The sequence below is a fragment of the Mesorhizobium sp. M2A.F.Ca.ET.067.02.1.1 genome (assembly GCF_004023285.1).
Classification (GTDB): domain Bacteria; phylum Pseudomonadota; class Alphaproteobacteria; order Rhizobiales; family Rhizobiaceae; genus Mesorhizobium.
Genome location: NZ_RZSB01000891.1, coordinates 1 through 2,213, shown reverse-complemented (window position 1 = coordinate 2,213; position 2,213 = coordinate 1). Strand labels below are relative to the sequence as shown.

Here is a 2,213-nt window from a genome sequence, read left to right as displayed (position 1 = left end):
GCTCAAAGGCACCCGCGATGTGGCGGCCCTGGAAAACGCCCTGGCGGCGCTGACGCGTGCCGCCGAGAGCGGCGAGAACCTGCTCGAATTCGCGATTCGCGCGGCGCGCGCGAACGCGACCGTCGGCGAGATTTCGCTGGCGCTGGAAAAAGTGTTCGGCAGGCATACGGCTGCGGTCCAGACGATCTCAGGCGTGTATCGCGACGCGCTCGGTGACAACCCGGCGCTCGACCGGTTGCAGGAGAAGATCGAGGCGTTCGAAAAGAAATCCAGCGGCAAGCCGCGCATCCTGGTCGCCAAGATGGGCCAGGACGGCCATGACCGCGGCCAGAAGGTGATCGCCAGCGCCTTTGCCGATCTGGGCTTCGACGTCACCGTCGGGCCGATGTTCCAGACGCCGGACGAGATCGCGAAGCTTGCGGTGCAGCACGACGTCGACATCATCGGCGCCTCTTCCTTAGCCGCCGGGCATCTGACGCTGATCCCCGAGCTCAAGGAAGCGCTGAAGAAGCTCGGCCATGCCGACATGCTGATCGTCGCCGGCGGCGTCATCCCGCCGCAGGACTATGACGCGGTGCTGGCGGCGGGTGCCGCGGAGATCTTCCCGCCGGGAACGGTTATCCCGGAAGCTGCGAACCGGCTGATGGACCGGTTGCTGTCCGATCAATGAGGGCTTGCCGGTTTGGCTGAAAGGTTGTTCTATGGAAATAGACACAACCATGGCGCGATGATGTTCAAGACAACTATCCACGGGCTTGATGACGGATCGGGAGCGTTGCTGCTGCCACGCGAAATGCTTGACAGCCTGGACCTTCAGGTCGGTGACGAGCTCCAGATGATCGAAAGCGACGACGGCCTCATTCTAAAGCCAATCCGCCATGACGACCACAAACGGCAAATGAACGCTGCTCGCGACGTCATGGACAGATACGAGGCTGCACTGCGCAAGCTTTCAACGTTGGCTAACGGCTAGTTCCTCGACACAGTGATTTCGAAAGATTGCAGGCTTTAAGGGCAAGGCTATCAACATCCGCCGGGATAGTCAGCGTAAACGCTGGCGATGAGCTGGAGGCTTCTGAACCTCGTCATTCCAGGGCGGAGCAAGGAGCGAAGCGACGCGCGCAGACCCTGGAATCCATGCCGTTACCTGGACCGAAATGTGCAACGGTGCAGAATTCTGGACCGCCGCGGCGCTTCCAAGTCACGGCAGGGATCCTCGGGTCTGCGCGCGTCGCTTCGCTCCTCGCTCCGCCCGTGGATGACGACCGCGATAAGCGTCTCAGCTAATCGCCGAGGCGTGGGACCTGCCAACGCACACTAACCAGGTCAAAACTTCTGCGTTAAGGAACTAAGCCCAATGACCCAAGACAGCGGCAAGCGAGATGGCCGCCATCGCAAGCAGCGCCAGCTTCCAGAAATCGCCGCGCCGCTTCAGCCCCGGCCAGCCCAGCGGCCTGATGACCTGGATCAGCATGATGCCGCAGATGACTAGGGCGAGCAGTTTCGTCATTCCGCCTTTGACCAGTAACGATGGCGGCTGTCAAAGCTGTTCTTGAGACCCCACCGGGCCGAGCACTCCTGACAGGAATCGGCTTCATCCAGGCCCTGCGGGGGGCACCGTGCCGCCTTCTTCCGCACCCTGCCCACCTCCTGACAGACTGCTGTCAGGAGGGGTGTGAGATACTCCTCTCATCGAAAAGAGAGGAGTGAGGTCATGAACGGTTTTACCATCCTGCGCAGCGTGCAGCACTATGTCGGCCGGATCCGCACCGTGCGCAACGAGATCCGCACCCAGCGTTTCCTGAACACCTTGCCGGCGGACATCCGCAAGGACATTGGCTGGCCGGACCTTTACACGGGCCGCGTGCGGGAAAACTGAAATTTTGCCGCCACGACTTGGATTGTGGCGACACCGCGCCCAGATGTATTGGCGGCCAGTGATGTTGAGTACAGGGAAGAAGCCTTTGCTTGGTAGCTTGCCGCAGCCTCCTGACAGTATGTTGTCAGGAGGAATGCGGTATTTGGAGCGGCTTCGATCCTGACAACAACGAACATGATCCGACGATCCGGAGTAATCCGCGTATGGTGAAAAGCTGGAACGACAGGCTTAACACGCCAGGCATCAACGGCATCAAACCGTCGCCGCGCACGGTCGGCGATGTCGTCGAAGGCCAGTCGATGCTGGTGCCGACCGTGCGCGGCGACGGTTTGAT

The 2,213-nt window shown here is 61.0% G+C and carries 4 protein-coding genes; 3 read left to right on the top strand and 1 reads right to left on the bottom strand.

Features of this window, described 5'->3' with window-relative positions:
- Both EOA28_RS33315 and EOA28_RS33310 read left to right on the top strand, forming a co-directional pair.
- A partial coding sequence (locus EOA28_RS33315; RefSeq protein WP_189342339.1) for a methylmalonyl-CoA mutase family protein occupies nt 1–670 on the top strand: 670 nt, incomplete at its 5' end.
- A gap of 57 nt (nt 671–727) precedes the next feature.
- Nucleotides 728–973, top strand: coding sequence for an AbrB/MazE/SpoVT family DNA-binding domain-containing protein (locus tag EOA28_RS33310; RefSeq protein ID WP_245463225.1), 246 nt, complete (start codon nt 728–730; stop codon nt 971–973).
- 375 nt (nt 974–1,348) lie between these two features.
- Here EOA28_RS33310 and EOA28_RS33305 read toward each other — a convergent pair whose 3' ends face one another.
- Nucleotides 1,349–1,510 carry a hypothetical protein gene (locus EOA28_RS33305; protein ID WP_127250524.1) on the bottom strand — a complete coding sequence of 54 codons (162 nt, stop codon included), beginning with the start codon at nt 1,508–1,510 and terminating at the stop codon, nt 1,349–1,351.
- A 204-nt stretch (nt 1,511–1,714) separates the two neighbouring features.
- On the opposite strand from EOA28_RS33305, the gene EOA28_RS33300 reads away from it, so the two are divergent.
- A complete protein-coding gene (locus EOA28_RS33300) occupies nt 1,715–1,879 on the top strand; it encodes a hypothetical protein (protein WP_116397974.1) in 165 nt (54 codons plus the stop codon).
- Nucleotides 1,880–2,213 lie beyond the last annotated feature (334 nt).